This window comes from Nocardiopsis camelliae (assembly GCF_028993595.1).
Classification (GTDB): domain Bacteria; phylum Actinomycetota; class Actinomycetes; order Streptosporangiales; family Streptosporangiaceae; genus Nocardiopsis; species Nocardiopsis dassonvillei.
In genome coordinates this window covers 5,881,116-5,897,614 of sequence record NZ_CP118614.1, presented here as the reverse complement: position 1 = coordinate 5,897,614, position 16,499 = coordinate 5,881,116, and the positions used below count along the sequence as shown (strand labels likewise).

Sequence of the window (16,499 nt, the reverse complement as noted above, 5' to 3'; positions counted from 1 at the left end):
CGGGCCGGGACGGCGGTCACGGGCCGGGCGAACAGCGGGGAGAGGGGGAGGGGGTCGGCCTGGCTCCGGTCAGGAGGCGAACAGGAGCATCACCATGGCCAGGACGACGACCGGGACGAGGAACAGGACGAACAGCGCGAAGAAGGCGAAGTTGCAGGTCCAGGTGTACCGGATGTACCGCTCCACCCGTTCGGGGTCGGGGAGCCTGCGCAGCGTCGCGATGCCGAACCAGACCCCGGGCACGTTCACCGCCAGCAGGAAGAACCAGAAGCCCAGGTACATCATCAGGATCGACGCCGCCGCGCTGAGGACGGCCACCACCAGCGCGGCCACGGCTCCGCCCACGCGGGCGGGAGGGGCCGCCGGAGGAACCGTCCCGGGGGGAACCATTCCGGAGGGCGCCGCCGGAGGCGAGGCGCTTCCCAGCAGGGAACCCGTGGCGTGCCCGCCCGGACCGGACGGCCCCGGTGCGCCCGGAGCACCGACCGGTCCCGGCGCGCCCGGAGCACCGACCGGTCCCGCCGGCCCCGGCGAACCCGGTCCCCCGGGCAGCCGGAACGGCGCCGAGGACGCCGGGCGCCCCGGGCCGCCCCCGTGCGCGGACCCCGGTGTGTAGCCGTGCTTCCTCTCCCAGAAGGCCTTCGGGCCGCCTCCGCCGTTCATCACCGTTCGTCCCCCTCCCCCTGCCTGCCGGACCCGCCTCGTGCCGCTCCCGGCGCCGTCGCCGCCGGTCGCCCACGTTCCGTGCAGACGCGGTGCCCGGTGGCCCCGTCCGCCAAACACGGCTCAGTAGTTGGTGACCGGGACGATCCCCTGGATCCAGGAGCCCGCCTGGGTGAACATCACCAGCGTCAGCACCAGCATCACGAAGAGCATCACCCCGGCCGCGCCCAGGCAGTACCAGGAGTAGCGCGTGAGCGTCTCGGCCTGGACCGCGCGCCCCCGGTCGCGGGCGTGGGCGGCCCGCACCGCGAAGACGATCCCGGCGATGCCGAACAGCCAGTTCATGCAGCACAGGAAGGTCAGGGCGTGCAGGATCAGCGCCATCGTCGAACTGCTGGCCCCGATCGCCGTCCGGCGTGCGTCGGGTCCGTCGCGCTCGTCGTCGCGGTCCTCGCGGTCGTCGCGGCGGTCGCTCCCGACCCCGCGCCCCCCGCCGCGCTCGGGGGTGCGGGCCCTGCGGCGCTCGCGGTCGTCGTCGCGTCCTTGCTCACGGGGGGACGATGCCCCGGGGGGCAGCGATGCGTTGCTCATGGGGGTTCTCTCGCTGTCGGTGGGTCGACCAACTCGGTTCCAGACTAGCCCTCCGCCTCCGGGCCGATCATGAGGAACCCGGGTGCGCCCCCGACGCCGTCGCCGTCCGGGGCGACGGCGTCGGGACGGCGCGGTCCGCCCGCGCGGGGGCCTCCCGCCGCCGTGTCCCGTCCTTGGGTCGGCCGACTGGTGCGGGGCCTCCCGCCGTGTTCCGTTCCCGGACAGGCGGGCCGGCGCGGCTCCGCCCGCCCCTACCGCCCCGCTTCCTCCCGCGGTTCCGGGTCCAGCTCGGCCACGGCGGTCACCCGGTGCACGGCGAAGCGGTGCACCGCCGCCCGGGTGGCGTCGTAGGCGGTCAGGAAGCCCCCGTCCACACCCGACGGCTCCACGATCCGGCTCACCTGTCGGCCGTCGGTGTCGGTGTAGCCGATCCACACCCTCCGGCCGTCCCTGGCGGCTCCCGCGAGCACCTCCAGCACCGCCGCCGACCGCGACCCCGGCGGGCCGTTCTCGGGCAGCGGCACCGGTGTGCGCGCCGCCGTGGCGGCCTCGTCCCCGGCGCGCACCGCCCGCACGGCCGCGGCCGCCAGCTCGCGCGACGTCACCGACCCGTCCGTGACGGGGGGCGCCGTGTCCGCCGCGTCGGCCCGGCGCACCTCGGGGCGGCTCAGCCGCATCGCCCCGTCACCGCCCTCGGGCACCGGGTGGTACCCCAGCTGCCGCAGCCGCTCCACCAGCGCCGCGCGGGTGGACCGGCTCGCCACCACGGTCGGCGCCAGCCTCAGCAGCCCCAGGTCGTCGGCCCGCCGGTCGCTGACCAGCTCCTCCAGCAGCGCGGGCTCGTCGCAGCGCAGGTAGCTCGACGCCGAACCGGCGCGCAGCCGTCCGTGCCGCCGGCCCACGTCCGACACCAGGTACCGCAGGGCCTGGGGGAGCGGGGTGCGCGAGTGGCGTTCGAGCAGGGCGGTGATGTCGGCGACGCCCCGCCCGGCGTCCAGCGCCCGCCGCACCGACCCCTCCGTGAACCGGTACACCGTGGCCCCGCCGGTGGACTCCACGTCGGCGACCAGGGCCAGCTCACGGGCCAGTTCGGCCACCAGGGGTCCCGGCGCGACGGCCGTCAGGTCGCCCTGCACCAGCACGTAGTCCAGCGGCTTGGGCAGCTCCCCGCCAAGGACGCGCGCCGCCTCCTCCTCGTCGCCGTCCAGCAGCGGCCGGACGTGGTCGGCCAGAGCGCCGCGCCCGGTCAGGCCGAGCGCGGCCGCCTCGGCCGCCGCCGCCCGCACCAGCTCGGCGTAGACCGGAGACTGGCGGCGCGGGCGCCGCCAGGACAGGCGCGCCGACAGCGAGTCCGGCAGCGGGGCCAGACCCGGTTCCGCGGTGCCCAGCTCCGTGAGCAGGTCGCGGCGGGCCTGCGGCGCGGCCGGACGGACCAGGCCCGGGCCGAGCGCGTTGCGCATCCGCCCGCCCGAGTCGCGCGACCCGCTCAGCGACGCCACGCGGTCCGACTCCAGCCAGGCGGAGGCCAGCCGCAGCCACCGGTGCGCGGGCGCGCGCTCCCGCCACAGGTCGTACTCGCGGGTGGGCAGCCACTCGCCCTCGACCCGGTCGTCGGCGCCCAGCAGCCCGGCGGCGTGCGCGACCTCCACGAACAGGGCGGCGGTGGGCTCGTCGGTGTCCATCGTCTGGGCGGCGCGGCGCAGGTCGCGCACGCCCAGACCGCCGTTGCGCAGCACCGCGGCCGGGTCCTCCGACCAGTGCTCCAGGAGTTCCTCGACGGCCCGCAGCACCGTGAAGGCCTGCCCGGCGGCCGCCCGTGCCACGGCTTCGGCCGAGTGCGCGGTCCCCTCGAAGGGCGGCGGCGCGGTGGTGACCTCGCGGAACAGCCGCCCCGAACGCAGGTGCAGCCCCACCTCGCGCGGCAGGGTGAGGGTGTCGTCGCCGCTCGGCAGCAGGAGGGCTCGGGCGATCAGTTCCTCGACCGGGGAGGCGGCGGTGGCCAGGGTGACCTCGCGGCGGGCGTCGGAGACGGTCCCGTGCGGCGGCCCCCACGCCATGCTGTCCAGCAGCCGCCGGGCCTGGTCGCCGACCGGGCCGGGCGGGTCGGACAGCACGGCGGCCACCGCCTCGACGGGGGCGTCCCCGCCGCCGTCCGGCGCGAGGTCGTCGGCGAGCCTCCTGACGGCGCCGTGCGGCAGCGCGGCGAGCAGCACGCGCGCGGGCGGGCCGAGCTGGGCGGGCCGGGGGAGCAGGTCGCGCAGCACCTGGACGGGGCGCAGCCGCCCCCGGTCGGGCCAGACCAGGGCCAAGCGCAGCAGGGTGTCCAGGGCCTCGCCGACCGGACCGTCCACCGTGTCGTGCTCCGGAGCACCGGCGCGGGCGTCGGCGGGACCGCCGCCCGGGCTCGCGGCGGGGCCCGCGCCGTCGGCCGCCTTCGCGGCCCGTCCGCCGACAGTGACGCCGTCCGAGGGGTCCGCCGTCCCGTCCGCCCGGTCGGCCCCGCGGCCGCCCACCGGTCCGAGCGCGTCGGCCAGTTCGGCGGCGGACACCCCCACCGGCTCGGACAACCGGTCGTCACCGAGCGCCACCACCGACTCCAGCACCTGGAGCGTGAACCGGTCCAGCCGTTCCAGGACCCGCAGAACGGTGTTGCGGGTGGTGGCCCGTGAGGCGAGCGCGCCGATGTCGGCGGGGACGGGCTGGGCCAGGTCCGGGCGGGCGCGCAGCAGGGCGACGAGTGCGTCGTCCGACCGGCCGCGCAGCCAGGAGGTGAACGTGGGGGGACGGCCCGACGCGGGGGCCGTGCGGTTCCCCGTGCCCGGTCCGCGCCCGTCGGGTGGTGCGTTGTCGCTCATCGGTTCAACGCTAAGCGATCGGGGCCCCGGTGTTCGCGTCCTTCCCCTGTGGCTTCCGCGACTGCCTCCGTCACACCGTCGTAGACCGTATCCGAGGGAAATCCGGTGACCGAAACTGGGAAGTAGGGCTTAAAAGCCAGGTCGACCTGAGCCAGTATGGGGACATGACCCAGCGCTCGGAACAACTGGTACTGGACTATCTGTCCGAGGTCGGCCTGGAGCTGTACGGTCGCATGACCGCGCAGGAACGCACCGCCTACCTCGCCGGAGTGCGCTCGCGCATCGACGCGCGCCGCGCCGCCGCGGGAGACGACGCGGACACCGTCCGGGGCATCCTCAGGGGTCTGGGCACGCCCCGGGACCTGGTGGCACGCGATCTCGACGGCCGCGACCTCGACGTCGAGGACGACGAGCTGATCCCCTCCAGGCCGCGCCACGCCGACCGGCCGCCGCCGCCCTGGCGGGGCGGCCCCGACCGCGGGCTCAGGTCCCTGCTGGAGGGGCCCGGCCAGACGGAGATGCGCGTCCGGGGCCGCCGCGCGGACCGCGGCGACCGGCCCGGACCCGGCGGCCGGGCCGACCGGTCCGGGCCGGTGGCGGTGCTGCGCCGCCACCCGCCCGAGGCCGCGGCCCTGCTCCTGCTGCTGCTGGCCGCGCCCTGGTGGTGGGACCTGGCCTTCCTGTGGGTCCTGGGGGCGGCCCTGATCCTGCTCAGCCAGGTGTGGCCCGCCCGGGACAAGTGGATCGGCGTGGGACTGCCGCTGTTCTCCTGCGCGCTCGGCATGGCCCTGTGGAGCGGCGAGGCCGAGTTCATCGACGAGTACGTCCAGGAGTCCCTGACCTCCACCGGGGTCATCGGCCTCGGCGTGGCGTCCCTGGTGTGCGCGGTCTACCTCTACTCCCGGCTCCCGCGCCCGACGCCGTCCGCGCGGGACGCGGCGCCGCGCTGAGCACGTGCGCGCGGCCGTGCGCCGTGTCGGGGCGCGTTCGGTGTTCTCCCAGTTCAACGGCCTGCTCCCGCTGGTCATTGCTTGGCAAACGCTGGGGAATAACCTTTTCCGGTCGGCCCGTTACCGCGCGTCCGAACACACGGATTCGGGTAGTCATGTCGGTACACCGCCTCTTTCGCTGCAGGCGGTCGCGTCAGTACCGGCGACCCGGCCTCCAGCCCGGTCGCCACAGCAGCCGGGGCGGCCCGTGTCTCCGCCGAGTCCCGTCCCACACTCCGCACCCAGCGGTGAGGGGCCGCCGTCGGCGCCGCGAGGCCCGGATGATCCGCATCCGGGCCTCCTCGACGTGTCCGGGCCCGCCCCGCGTCCGGGAGGCCCCGCCCCGCCGGACGCGTGGGAACCGGCGGCCGTTTATGCCCTCGCGCCGGTGAGTCCCCGGGCATTACTTTGGAGGCACCCGTGGAAGAACCAGGGGTGTCCCGGCAACGTGCGGACGGCGCGGACCCCACCGCGCCCGCCCGCGACCCGTTCCCGGCACGCCCGCCAGCGAAAGCATGAGGTCCCCAGGTGCCCACCGGCAAGGTCAAGTGGTACGACGGCGACAAGGGATTCGGTTTCCTCACCCGCGACGACGGCGGTGAGGTCTTCGTGCACTCCTCCTCGCTCCCTCCGGGAACCACGTCGCTGCGACCCGGCCAGAAGGTCGAGTTCGGCGTGGCCGAGGGCCGCAGGGGCGCCCAGGCACTCCAGGTCAAGCTCCTGGAGGACCAGCACTCGGTCGCCCGGGCGCGGCGCAAGAAGCCGGACGAGATGGTGGTGATCACCGAGGACCTCATCAAGCTGCTGGAGGGCCTGTCCAACGGCTACCGCCGGGGACGCCACCCCGAACGCCGCGAGGCGGCCAGGATCGCCTCCGTGCTGCGCGTGGTCGCCGACGACCTGGAGGCCTGAGCGGCCGTCGCGCCCCCGGGCGCGGGGACGGGGCGCCCGGGGGCGGGGCCGCGGAACCCGTCCCCTCCGGGACCCGGGCCCGCTCCGGTCCGCCCCGGCCCGGTCCGGCGCCTCCGGTGCCCGGGTGGTCACGGGCCCGAGACGGGTTCCGGAGGATGTATCGGGCGAACCTTGACCCTCGTTATGGTCAAATCGGTGCTCGCGATCAGTGAGAATGGGGGCGTGAGCCCTACTCGACGTTCTCCTGTACCGGACAAGGCATGTATCGAGGCGGTGGAGCTGGCTCGCTCGGTGGCCGCCGAGGTCGGGCGACCCGAGTGGGTGGGTGAGCACCTCGCCCCCCAGGTCGAGGACACCCGCCTGGTCACTCACCTCTTCACCTGCCTGGACCCCGCCTACCCGGGGTGGAACTACGCCGTCACCGTGGTCCGCGCCTCGCGCGCCAAACAGGTCACGGTGAACGAGGTCGTTCTGCTGCCCGGTGAAGACGCCCTGGCCCCGCCCGAGTGGGTGCCCTGGAAGGAACGGCTGCGCCCCGGCGACCTCGGCGTGGGCGACCTGCTGCCCGCCGAGGAGGACGACGAACGGCTCGTCCCCGGCTACGCCCAGGTGCCCGACAGCGAGCTGGACGCCGAGGGCGAGGACCGGCAGGCGATCTGGGAGCTGGGCCTGGGCCGACGCCAGGTGCTCTCGGAGTTCGGACGCGAGCAGGCCGCCGAGCGCTGGTACAACGGCGAGGGCGGCCCGCGCAGCCCGATCGCGACTGCCGCGCCCGCGCGCTGCCTGACCTGCGGTTTCATGACCCCGCTCGCCGGTGAGCTGCGCCAGATGTTCGGTGTGTGCACCAACGAGTACGCCCCCGACGACGGCCGCGTGGTCTCGATGGACCACGGCTGCGGAGCCCACTCCGAGGTGCGCCGCCCCGAGACGCGCAACGATCCGGTCAAGCCCGTCGTGGACGAGATGGGCTACGACCACATCGTCTTCGACGACACCGCCGAGCTGGAACTGGTCTCCTCCGATTCTTGACGCGGACGCCCGCCGACGCTGTTTGACGCGGGCGTACGCCGACGCTGCCTGACGCGGGCGCACGCCGACACCGTTCGACGTCGGCGTGCGCCTGTGCCGTCCGGCACCGGTGTACGCCGCTGTGTCCGGGGCCGCCGCGCCCCGGAGCCGTCCGGACCGGAACCCGCCTCCTCCTGCCGCCGTGCCGCCGCGCCGCACGGTCCGGCCCCGGCCCTCCGCCCCGGTGGGCTAGGGTCGGTTTACCGCATCCGATCCCGCCCCGGGTGCACCGTGCCGGGCGTGCCCGCAGCGCAGGAGGAAACCGCCATGGCCGAGCCGCTGACCGCTTCGGTGGCCGATCCCTACAACACCGCCGAGCTGCGCCGACGCGTCCTCGCCGCGTGGGCCGACGCTCCCGCGCGCTTCCGTGAGGACGCCAACGCGGAGGAGGACTTCGCGCTCGGCGGCTACCGCGACCGGGTCGTGGTCGAACTGGCCCAGAACGCCGCCGACGCAGCCCGCCGCGCGGGCGTCCCGGGACGACTGCGCCTGGCGCTGACCGGCCAACGCCTGACCGCCGCCAACACCGGCGCCCACCTGACCGCCGAGGGCGTGGAGTCGCTGGCCACGCTGCGCGCCTCCACCAAGCGCGGCGATCAGGGCTCGGCCGGACGCTTCGGCGTGGGCTTCTCCGCGGTGGCGGCGCTCAGCGACGACGTCACCGTCGACTCCGGCGGCTCGGCCGTCCGCTTCAGCGCCGAGGCCGCCCGCGCCGCCGTCACGGACCTGCTGGGCGGCGAAGGCGCCCACGGCGGCCTCGCGCAGGAGGTGGAGCACCGTTCCGGACACGTGCCCATGCTGCGCCTGCCCTTCCCCGCCGAGGCCGCCCGCCGTGGGATCTCCGAGGTTCCCGGGACGGGAGAGAACTCCGGGGGCTACGACACCGTCGTCACCCTCGTGCTGCGCGACGACCGCGCGCGTGACCGGGTGCGCGAACTCCTGGACCGGACCGGCGAGGCGCTCCTGCTCGCCCTGCCCGGCCTGGTCGAGGTGCGCGTGGACGTCGAGGGCGCCGAACGCGTCCTCACCCGCGAGGAGGCCGCCGGAACGGCAGACCTGGTCACCGCGCACCTGGACGGCGACGGCACCCGGACCACCCTCTGGCGGACCCTCGAACGCTCGGGCTCCTTCGACCCCGCCCTGCTCGCCGACCGGCCCACCGAGGAACGCGACCGCACGTCGTGGTCGCTGACCTGGGCGGTCCCCGTGGACGAGGACGGCGCGGTCGCCGCCCTGCCCGCCGACGTCGAACCCGTGGTCCACGCGCCCACGCCCACCGACACCGGACTCGACCTGCCCGCCGTCCTCATCGGCACCTTCCCGCTGGGCAGCGACCGGCGCGCGGTCCAGCCCGGGGCCGCCACCGACCTGCTGCTCATGGAGGCCGCCGAGGCCTACTGCGCCCTGCTGCGGCGCTTCGACCCCCGGGCGTCGCTCGACCTGGTGCCCGGAACCCGTGTGGGCGGCGGCGCCGTCGACGCCGTCTTCCGCGCCCGCGTGGCCGAGCCCCTCCAGGACACCCCGTTCCTGGTGACGGCGGCCGGTGCGCCCGTCGCCCCGCGCGACGCGGTACTCCTCGACACCGGGGGACCGGGCGGGACCGACGGCCCGGCCGCCGACCTCGTCCGCGTCCTGTCCGAGCTCGTCCCCCCGCTGCTGCCCGGGGGCTGGAGCCCGCGCCACCCGGCGCTGGCCGCCCTGCGCGTGCACCGCCTCGGGCTGGCCGACGTCGCCGACCTGCTCGCCGACACCGACCGGCCCCCGCACTGGTGGGTCGCGCTCTACGCCGCCCTGGACCGGGCGGGCAGGGGCGGCGCCGACCTGGGCGAACTCGGCGCCCTGCCCGTCCCGCTGGCCGACGGCAGGCTCGTGCGCGGCCCCCGTTCGCTGCTGGTGCCCTCCGAGGACTGGGCGGGGGCCGACGGCGCGCGCGGTGACGAGCGTGACGGCTGGGACGACCGGGACGGGCGGGACGGCTGGGGCAGCCGGGACGACCGGAGCGGCCAGGACACCTGGGACGGACAAGGAGACGGGGGCGACCGGGGCGAGCGCGGTCCCCTGGACGCCCTGGCCGCCCTGGGCGTGCGCGTCGTGCACCCCGGGGCCGTCCACCCCCTCCTCAACCGCCTGGGCGCGGTGGAGGCCAGTGCCGCGACCGTGCTGCGCGACGGACGCACCGAGGCCGCCGTCCGCGCCTCCCTGGACGCCGACGACCCCGAACCCGTGGCCGAGGCCGTGCTCGGCCTGGTCGCCGCCTCGGGGATCAGCTCCGCCGACGTGCCCTGGCTCTCCGAGCTGGCCCTGCGCGACGACGAGGACGGCTACTCGGTCGCCGCCGAGCTCCTCGTGCCCGGAGCGCCCCTGGCCGACCTCCTCGTGGACGACGCCCCCTTCGGCACCGTGCACCCGGACCTGGTGGAACGCCACGGGACCGGGGTCCTGCGCGCGGTCGGCGCGCTGTGGGAGCTGACCGCGGTCCGCGCCGAGGAGGTCGCGCTGGGCGAGGACCTGGCCTCCGTCTTCGACGGCGCGGCGGGGGAGGAGGGCCCGGACGGCCTGGAGGACTGGGCCGACGAGGTCCTCGAACGCGTGGGCGACCCGGAGCTGCCGCCGGTCGTCCCTGAGCTGGTGTGCGTCGCCGACCTGGACTACGTGGCCGACGAGCAGTGGCCCCGCGCCCTGGCCATGCTCGCCGAGGGGCCGCTGCGCGAGGCGGTGACCGCCCCCGCCCGCGTGCTGCTGCCCGACGGCCGCGTGACGGACGTGCCCTCCTACACCGCCTGGTGGCTGCGCACGCGGGCCCTGCTGGGCGGGAGCGCGCCCGCGGGGCTGCGGCTCGGGGACGCCGACCCCGCCCTGGTGGGCCTGTACGACGAGGTGAGCGCCGACGTCGACCCGGAGTTCGCCCGCGCGCTGGGCGTGCGCACCACCTTGGAGGACGTGCTGGCGGACCCGGACGGCGCGGACGACCTGCTCGCCCGGCTGGCCGACCCCCAGCGGCACGTGGACCGCGCGTCGCTGCGCAGGGTGTGGGCCGCCCTGGCCGGGGTGGACGCCGACCTGGTCACCCCGCCCTCCCGCGTGCGGGCCGTGCGGGGCGGGTCGATCGTGGTGGCCGACGCCGAGGACGCGGTCGTGGTGGACTCCCCGGACCTGCTGCCGCTGCTGGAGGAGCAGGAGCGGGCCCTGGTGCTCGCCCCGGCCGAGGCGGCCGAGGCCGTGGCGGACGTGCTCGACCTGGACCTGGCCAGCGAGGCGGTGACGGGAAGGGTCGGGTCCGCCGGGCAGATGCGCCAGGTGCCGGACGAGGCGGACCTCTTCCTCGACCCGGCGGGGGAGCCCGACCGCACCTACCTGCACCACCAGACGCTCACGGTGGACGGGGTGGAGGTGGAGTGGTACGTCGCGGACGGCTCGGCGCACGCCTCGACCACGGACGGTCTGGCCCGGGCGCTGTGCTGGCGCGCGGGGCAGTGGTCCAGGAGGCACGTGCTGGCCGACGCGCTGCGCGAGCCGGGGGCGGCGGCGCGGCTGCTGGCCGAGGCCGACCTGGACGACTGAGGCCCTCTCCGGCGACCGCGGGAGCGCCCGGAGGCCGCGACCGGTCTCCGGTCCCGGCCCGACGACGGAGGACGCGCCCCCGGTTCCGGGGGCGCGGGGCCCCTCGGCCGCACCCGGCGGGTGCGGCGGACGGTGTTCAGGCCGGGGCGCGCGCCAGGTCCGCGTCCCCGTCCCGGGCGTCCTCCCAGGCGAGCACCTCCACCTCGTCGCCCACGGCCAGCGTTCCGGTGCGGGTGACGGCGAACTTGGCGCCGAAGGCCACACCGCCGTGGGCCCGGCGGTAGTCCGCCAGGGTGCGCAGCGGCTCGGGCCCCGCCTTGGCGCCCCGGGCCTGGTCGACCGTCGTGGCCACGCAGCGGACGCACACCTTGGCGAAGCCCAGCTCCGCGGTGCCCAGGCGCAGGGCGCGGACGCGGTCCTCGGTGTGCGGCTCGGCCCAGCCCGACACCACGACGTTGGGCCGGAAGCGGTTCATCGGCACGGGTTCGGCGCCCCGGGCGAGGATGCGCTCGCTGAGCAGGTCGAGGGAGGCCAGCGACGCCATCAGCACCGCGGTGCTGTCCGCGAACGCGCTGGTGCCCGGGGTCAGCCCGCCCACACGGCGGTCGTGGTCGTCGGGCACCCGCACCAGGCGGCTGGGCGCGCCGAGCACCTCCGACAGCCACTCCGCGGCCTCGCGGCCCTGGTCCACGCCGACGAACGGCTGCCAGTGCACGGTCACGTCCAGGCGCGGGCCCCCGGGGTCGACCTCGACCTCCAGGGGCGCGAACCCGTCCGCCCCCGGGCCGGTGCCCCATCCCAGGTCCAGGCGCGCGCCGTCCGCGCTGATCCCCGCGCGGACGAGCGCCATGCGGGGGTCGTTGCGCTGGCTGCGGAAGCCCCCGGCGTCGTCGACCACCATGAACGTGCGATCGTGCCTGATACCGGCGGACGTCATCTCGGCGGTCCGCACGGACGTGCCCGCGCATCCCTTGACCGGGTAGTGGACGAGTTCCTCGATTCGGACCATGGGAGAACGCTAGCGCATTGAAAGATCAATACTGGCTTATATGCGCAATTACTTATATGGTGAGGTCATGCACGCCTTCGACGTCCTCGGGGACCCCGTCCGACGCCGCCTGCTGGAGCTGCTCAACGAGGGTGAGCACTCCTCCGGCGAGCTGACCGAGGTCGTACGGGCCGAGTTCGGCATCTCACAGCCCGCCGTCTCCCAGCACCTGCGCGTGCTCCGGGAGAACGGCTTCGCCACCGTGCGCAGGGAGGGCACCCGCAGGCTCTACACCGTCGACCCCTCGCCGCTGCGCGACGTGGACGCCTGGCTGCGGCGCTTCGCCGCCCGCTGGGAGCCGCACCTGATGGCACTGGAGACCGAGCTGGCCCGGGGAAGGCGCCAACGCCGAGGGCCCGCCGACGAGGGGCGGGACCGCTAGCAAGGGGAGCACACCATGGACGTTCGCAAGCAGATCGACGCGGTCGGCCGCACGGTCGAACTCGACGGCACCGGAGGCGACGCCGCCGTCACGCTGACCCGGGACTACGACGCGCCGATCGGGGACCTGTGGGACGCCTGCACCAACATCGAGCGCATCCCCCGGTGGTTCATGCCGGTCACGGGCGACCTGCGCGATGGCGGCACCTACCAGCTTGAGAGCAACGCCGGGGGCCGGGTGCTCTCGTGCGACCCGCCGAACTCCTTCCGCCTGACGTGGGAGTACGGCGGGGAGAGTAGCGACGTGGAGGTCAGGCTGACCGCGCTGTCGGACGGGCGGACCCGTTTCGCGCTGACCCACTTCGCGCCGATCAACGACTTCTGGGCCCAGTACGGCCCCGGCGCCACCGGTATCGGCTGGGAGACAGGGCTCCTCGGCCTGGGCCCGTACCTGGTCTCGGGGGCCGACGTGACTTCGGAGACGGAGGGCTGGGACAGGACGGAGGAGGCCCGCCGGTTCATGGAGCTGAGCGGACGCCTGTGGGGCGAGGCGCACGCCGCCGCGGGCGCCGACCCGGAGGAGGCCCGGGCCTCGGCGGAGCGGACCGTGGCCTTCTTCACGGCCGAGCCCGGGGCCTGAGCCCGCCGGGGCGCCCGGAGCTTGGGCCCGCCGGGACCGTCGCCGCCTGAGCCCGCCGGGGCCGCCCGCCCGGGCGGCCCCGGTCAGCGGGCCACCCGGAAGAACCCCTCCGCGATGAGGGTGCGCAGCGCGTCGGGAGTGCGCTCGCGCACCAGCGCGGGGTCCTCGCCGATCAGCTCGGCGATGACGTCCAGCAGCGGTCCCACCGGCATGGTGCCGTCGCACACCCCCGCCAGGGCGGCCTCCACCGTCCCCACGCGGGCCACGCGCCGCAGGCCGTCGCGCTGGCGCAGCAGGATCTTCTCCGGGTCCGGCGCGCCGGGGCGGCCCACCCTCTCCTCCACCACGCCCGGCGCGAGCGCCACGTGCGCGGACAGCAGCGCGGCGTCGGTCAGGCGCAGCGCGGTCATCGCCCCGTCCACCACGTCGGGCAGGTAGGGGCCCACGGGCCGCTCGATCTCGTGCCGCAGCTCCTCCACGCGCACGGTCGCGTCCTGGGCGACGTCGTTGCGCAGGCAGATCCACCCGAACCCGATGCCCTTGATGCCCTCGCGCTCGAAGTAGTCGAGCCAGGCGTCGTAGCGGCGGGTGTACTCGGGGGTGCCGTGCTCGCAGGAGTCGCGCAGCCACAGCTCCACGTACTCGGCGGGGTCCTGCACGTCGCGCTGGACCACCCAGCCCGAGCACCCGGTCCCGGTCACCCAGCCGCCGACCCGGTCCTCCCAGTCGTCGCCGTCGCGGTGCACCCAGTTCGCCAGGATCTGGCACCAGCCGCCCTCGGTCAGGTGCGCCGGGGCCTGCCGGACCAGCTCGGCGCACACGGTGTCGCCGGGCAGGTCCGACTCGCGGTAGGTGTACCGGGAGGAGTCGGGGGTGATCACGAACGGCGGGTTGGACACGATCAGGTCGAAGCGCTCACCCCGGACCGGCTCGTACAGCGAACCCTGCTCCAGGCGGGCGTCGGTGACCCCGGACAGGGCCAGGCTGATCCCGGCCAGGCGCACGGCGCGCGGGTTGAGGTCGGTGCCCACCACCTCGCGCGCCCGCGAGGCCAGGTGCAGGGCCTGCACCCCGCAGCCGGTGCCCACGTCCAGGGCGCGCTCCACCGGTCCGTCCACGATCAGCTGGGACAGGGTCGAGGAGGCGCCGCCCGCGCCCACCACGTGGTCGGGGGAGGGGACCGCTCCGCTGCCGGGGCGCACCTTGGGGTCGGAGACCACGAACCCGGGCCTGCCGTCCTCCAGCTCCCAGGGGCCCAGGTGCACCAGGGCGCGCACGACGGGCCCGCTACCGCCCTCCTCCACGGTGACCAGCCCGGCCTCGGCCAGCTCGTCCACGGGCAGGATCGAACGCGCGGCGCGCGCGGGGATGGACGACCGCAGCCACCACAGGCGCAGCAGCAGTCCGAGCCGTTCGTCGCCGCCGGTGGCGCGCAGGGCGGGCACCAGCTCCTCGCGGGCCAGTGCGCGCGCGGCGGCGTCGCCGAGGCGGTCGCGGACGCCGGACACGGTGTAGTCGGCGTCGATGAGGATGCCGCGGAGTCGCTCGGCCAGACCGCGCGGAAATCTCGTCTCAGACACCCGCCCATTATCGGGCAGAACCGCGGTGCCCCGCCGGGGGGTGCCCGGGGCTGGTCAGGAGTGGTCGGCCCGGCGGTCGGCGGCGTCGGAGCGCCTGCGCAGCAGGTGGGGTATGTACAGGAACCCGAACACGCCCAGCACGATGCCGGTCACGCAGACGCCGATCCACCAGCGCTCGGACGCGGGCAGCCCGTCGCCCATGGCGATGAGGACCACGAGCGCCACCGTCCACGCCAGGGTGCCGATCGCGGCGGGCACGCGGTAGTCGCTCTCGTGGACGTCCGGGTCGGGCTGACGAGGTTTGCGCACGGTTCCAGGCTATCCGCTCACCGCGGGGCGGGGTCTGCACGCACGGGGAAGGCGGTGCGCACGGGGGAGGCGGCGCGCACACCGGCGAGGGGGCGGGCGCGCCCCGGTCGGCCCCGCCGGGCGGGGACGGATTCGTCACACCCGAAAAGCCGATCCTCCGGCCCTATGGTCTTTCCTACGAAAAACCAGGGAAACGCGTGGTCGGTCTTGTGTGAACATGCAACTAATCTGACGCAGAATCCTTCTTGTCCAGTAAGTACGACCAGGTCAGGCTGACGACGTGAAAACTCCAAGTCCATCCCCCAGCGGCACCGGCAAGACGTCGTCGGGCCGCCTCGACCGCTACTTCCGCGTCTCCGAGCGCGGGTCCACCTTCGGCACCGAGGTGCGGGGCGGTCTGGCGACCTTCTTCGCCATGGCCTACATCGTCGTCCTCAACCCGCTGATCATCGGTACGGCCGAGGACGTCAACGGAGAGACCCTGGGCATCCCCCAGGTGGCCGCCGTCACCGCCCTGGTCGCCGCGATCTCCTGCGTGCTCATGGGCGTGGTCAGCCGCTACCCCTTCGCGATCGCGGCGGGCATGGGGCTCAACGCCGTCGTCGCCTACGGCATCGCGCCGGTCATGCCCTGGTCCGACGTCTTCCTGCTGATCATCATCGAGGGCGTGCTGCTGCTGATCCTGGTGCTCACCGGGTTCCGCACCGCGGTCTTCGCCGCCATCCCGCCCGGCCTCAAGGTCGCCATCGCCGTCGGAGTGGGCCTCTTCCTGGCCCTGGTCGGCCTGGTCAACGCCGGTTTCGTGCAGGCCGGTGAGGGCACCCCCGTCCAGCTCGGCAACGGCGGCCTCCAGGGCTGGCCGATCCTGATCTTCGTCATCGGCCTGCTGATCACCGTCGCGCTGTACGTGCGCAAGGTGCCGGGCTCGATGCTCATCGGCATCATCGTCTCCACGGCCGTCGCCCTCCTCGTGGAGTCGCTGTTCGGCGGCGGCGACAACCGCCTCGGCTGGAGCCTGACGGTCCCGACCCTGTCCACCGGCGGGGGAGTGGTGGCGGTCCCCGACTTCTCACTCGTCGGCATGTTCGCCGACGGCGGTCTCGACGTGTTCTCCCGCTGGGCCGACATCGGCATCGCCACCGTGGTCATGCTGATCTTCACGCTGCTGCTCGCCGACTTCTTCGACACCATGGGCACCATGGTCGGCGTCGCCCACCAGGGCGACCTGGCCGACGAGGACGGCAACATCCGGGGCTCCCGCGAGGTGCTGGCCGCCGACTCCATCGGCACGGTCCTGGGCGGTCTGGGCTCGGCCTCGGTCGCCACCATCTACGCCGAGTCGGCCGCGGGCGTCGGCGAGGGCGCCCGCACCGGCATCGCGCCGATCGTCACCGGCGTCCTGATGATGCTGGCCACCCTGTTCACCCCGCTGGTGAACCTGGTGCCCTTCGAGGCCGCCACGCCGGTGCTGGTGATCGTGGGGTTCATGATGATGGTCCAGGTCGTCAACATCGACTTCACGGACCCGGCGCTGGGCCTGGGGTCCTTCATGGCGATCATCATGATGCCCTTCACCTACTCGATCGCCAACGGCATCGGGTTCGGCCTGCTGACCTACGCCTTCGTCAGCCTGGTCACGGGCAAGGGGCGCCGGGTCCACCCGCTGCTGTGGCTGATCTCGCTGGTCTTCCTGGTCCACTTCGCCGAGGCGCCGATCAACGCCCTGATCAGCTGAGGCACGGCTTTCCGGCCGTCCGGGAATTCCGGCGGCGGTGGACGGTGTTGACTCCAGTGATGAGTCAACACCGTTTACTTATTTGCCCGCTTTGTCCACCCGGCCGGGATCGAAGCCGACCGCCGATGGCCGCATCAGTCCCTCCCCACGCGCTCGCGGGGAGGGAC

At 74.9% G+C, this 16,499-nt stretch carries 13 protein-coding genes; 7 read left to right on the top strand and 6 right to left on the bottom strand.

Translation table 11 applies throughout. From position 1 onward, the window contains the following. Positions 1-69 precede the first annotated feature (69 nt). The 3 genes from PV789_RS25700 to PV789_RS25690 all read right to left on the bottom strand — a co-directional run bounded on the left by PV789_RS25700 (position 70) and on the right by PV789_RS25690 (position 4,109). Positions 70-333: a hypothetical protein gene (locus tag PV789_RS25700; RefSeq protein ID WP_368045805.1), complete on the bottom strand. Its 264-nt coding sequence runs from the start codon at positions 331-333 to the stop codon at positions 70-72. A 453-nt stretch (positions 334-786) separates the two neighbouring features. After that, positions 787-1,254 carry a CD225/dispanin family protein gene (locus tag PV789_RS25695; RefSeq protein ID WP_274974933.1) on the bottom strand — a complete coding sequence of 156 codons (468 nt, stop codon included), beginning with the start codon at positions 1,252-1,254 and terminating at the stop codon, positions 787-789. Positions 1,255-1,505: 251 nt separating this feature from the next. After that, the gene (locus PV789_RS25690; RefSeq protein ID WP_274974932.1) at positions 1,506-4,109 is read right to left on the bottom strand and encodes a helicase-associated domain-containing protein; all 2,604 of its coding nucleotides are present in this window, start codon (positions 4,107-4,109) and stop codon (positions 1,506-1,508) included. Positions 4,110-4,273: 164 nt separating this feature from the next. Between PV789_RS25690 and PV789_RS25685 the strand changes: the two genes are divergently transcribed. From PV789_RS25685 to PV789_RS25670, 4 genes are all read left to right on the top strand, one after another. After that, positions 4,274-5,059: a hypothetical protein gene (locus PV789_RS25685; protein WP_274974931.1), complete on the top strand. Its 786-nt coding sequence runs from the start codon at positions 4,274-4,276 to the stop codon at positions 5,057-5,059. 567 nt (positions 5,060-5,626) lie between these two features. Beyond that, positions 5,627-6,010 (top strand): cold-shock protein, encoded by a 384-nt coding sequence (locus PV789_RS25680; protein WP_274974930.1) that lies wholly within the window; start codon positions 5,627-5,629, stop codon positions 6,008-6,010. A gap of 273 nt (positions 6,011-6,283) precedes the next feature. Then, complete coding sequence (locus PV789_RS25675; RefSeq protein ID WP_274978256.1) at positions 6,284-7,039, top strand: DUF3027 domain-containing protein; 756 nt, start codon at positions 6,284-6,286, stop codon at positions 7,037-7,039. 306 nt (positions 7,040-7,345) lie between these two features. Beyond that, positions 7,346-10,639 (top strand): sacsin N-terminal ATP-binding-like domain-containing protein, encoded by a 3,294-nt coding sequence (locus tag PV789_RS25670; protein WP_274978255.1) that lies wholly within the window; start codon positions 7,346-7,348, stop codon positions 10,637-10,639. 136 nt (positions 10,640-10,775) lie between these two features. Here PV789_RS25670 and PV789_RS25665 read toward each other — a convergent pair whose 3' ends face one another. Beyond that, complete coding sequence (locus tag PV789_RS25665) at positions 10,776-11,648, bottom strand: MOSC domain-containing protein (protein WP_274974929.1); 873 nt, start codon at positions 11,646-11,648, stop codon at positions 10,776-10,778. Positions 11,649-11,715: 67 nt separating this feature from the next. Here PV789_RS25665 and PV789_RS25660 point away from each other — a divergent pair, with 67 nt between their 5' ends. Continuing rightward, positions 11,716-12,069, top strand: coding sequence for an ArsR/SmtB family transcription factor (locus PV789_RS25660; RefSeq protein WP_274974928.1), 354 nt, complete (start codon positions 11,716-11,718; stop codon positions 12,067-12,069). 15 nt (positions 12,070-12,084) lie between these two features. After that, positions 12,085-12,708 (top strand): SRPBCC family protein, encoded by a 624-nt coding sequence (locus PV789_RS25655; RefSeq protein ID WP_274974927.1) that lies wholly within the window; start codon positions 12,085-12,087, stop codon positions 12,706-12,708. 83 nt (positions 12,709-12,791) lie between these two features. Here the strand turns inward: PV789_RS25655 and PV789_RS25650 are convergent, their stop codons facing one another. Both PV789_RS25650 and PV789_RS25645 read right to left on the bottom strand, forming a co-directional pair. Next, positions 12,792-14,288: a DUF7059 domain-containing protein gene (locus PV789_RS25650; protein ID WP_274974926.1), complete on the bottom strand. Its 1,497-nt coding sequence runs from the start codon at positions 14,286-14,288 to the stop codon at positions 12,792-12,794. Between the two features lie 54 nt (positions 14,289-14,342). Continuing rightward, positions 14,343-14,597 carry a DUF2530 domain-containing protein gene (locus PV789_RS25645; RefSeq protein ID WP_212642635.1) on the bottom strand — a complete coding sequence of 85 codons (255 nt, stop codon included), beginning with the start codon at positions 14,595-14,597 and terminating at the stop codon, positions 14,343-14,345. A 280-nt stretch (positions 14,598-14,877) separates the two neighbouring features. Here PV789_RS25645 and PV789_RS25640 point away from each other — a divergent pair, with 280 nt between their 5' ends. Then, positions 14,878-16,332, top strand: coding sequence for an NCS2 family permease (locus PV789_RS25640; RefSeq protein WP_274974925.1), 1,455 nt, complete (start codon positions 14,878-14,880; stop codon positions 16,330-16,332). Positions 16,333-16,499: the final 167 nt, after the last annotated feature.

Bases quoted from the DNA above. Each gene is read 5' to 3' on its own strand.
- PV789_RS25695 (WP_274974933.1), bottom strand. From the start codon at position 1,254: ATGAGCAACGCATCGCTGCCCCCCGGGGCATCGTCCCCCCGTGAGCAA.
- PV789_RS25690 (WP_274974932.1), bottom strand. From the start codon at position 4,109: ATGAGCGACAACGCACCACCCGACGGGCGCGGACCGGGCACGGGGAAC.
- PV789_RS25685 (WP_274974931.1), top strand. From the start codon at position 4,274: ATGACCCAGCGCTCGGAACAACTGGTACTGGACTATCTGTCCGAGGTC.
- PV789_RS25670 (WP_274978255.1), top strand. From the start codon at position 7,346: ATGGCCGAGCCGCTGACCGCTTCGGTGGCCGATCCCTACAACACCGCC.
- PV789_RS25665 (WP_274974929.1), bottom strand. From the start codon at position 11,648: ATGGTCCGAATCGAGGAACTCGTCCACTACCCGGTCAAGGGATGCGCG.
- PV789_RS25660 (WP_274974928.1), top strand. From the start codon at position 11,716: ATGCACGCCTTCGACGTCCTCGGGGACCCCGTCCGACGCCGCCTGCTG.
- PV789_RS25655 (WP_274974927.1), top strand. From the start codon at position 12,085: ATGGACGTTCGCAAGCAGATCGACGCGGTCGGCCGCACGGTCGAACTC.